The organism is Achromobacter pulmonis (assembly GCF_002885955.2).
Classification (GTDB): Bacteria; Pseudomonadota; Gammaproteobacteria; order Burkholderiales; family Burkholderiaceae_B; genus Achromobacter; species Achromobacter pulmonis_A.
In genome coordinates, this window is sequence record NZ_POQS01000027.1 from 4064 (window position 1) to 4483 (window position 420).

The 420-nt window shown below is 73.1% G+C and carries 1 protein-coding gene; it reads right to left on the minus strand.

From position 1 onward, the window contains the following. Positions 1 to 420 (minus strand): LysR family transcriptional regulator (locus C1I89_RS33450; RefSeq protein WP_258231582.1); only part of this gene is annotated, 420 nt, incomplete at both ends.

The following is a 420-nucleotide window of genomic DNA, read 5'->3' on the forward strand; positions in this document are numbered from 1 at the left end:
CGGCCAGCGGATGGCCGGCGGGCACGATGAGGGCCAGCGGATCGTGGCGGAAGGTGACCGTGCGCAGGCCATGCAGGTCGGCCGAGTCCGCCAGCACGCCGATATCGCAGGCGCCGGCGCGCAGCGCGTCGGCGATCTCGTGGCTCAGGCGCTCTTCCAGGTCGACCGACACGCGCGGATGGTTCTTGAGGAAAGCGCCCAGCACCGGCGGCAGGTACTCGCTCATCGCGCTGGTGTTGCACAGCATCCGGACGTGGCCCTTGAGGCCCTGGCCGTAGTGGTCGAGTTCGCCGCGCATGCGGTCCATCTGCGCCAGCACCACCCGCGCATGGTGCGCCAGCGTGCGCCCGGCCGGCGTCGGCTCGACGCCGCGCGGGCCGCGCAGCAGCAGGGGCACGCCCAGCGTGTCCTCCATGCCGC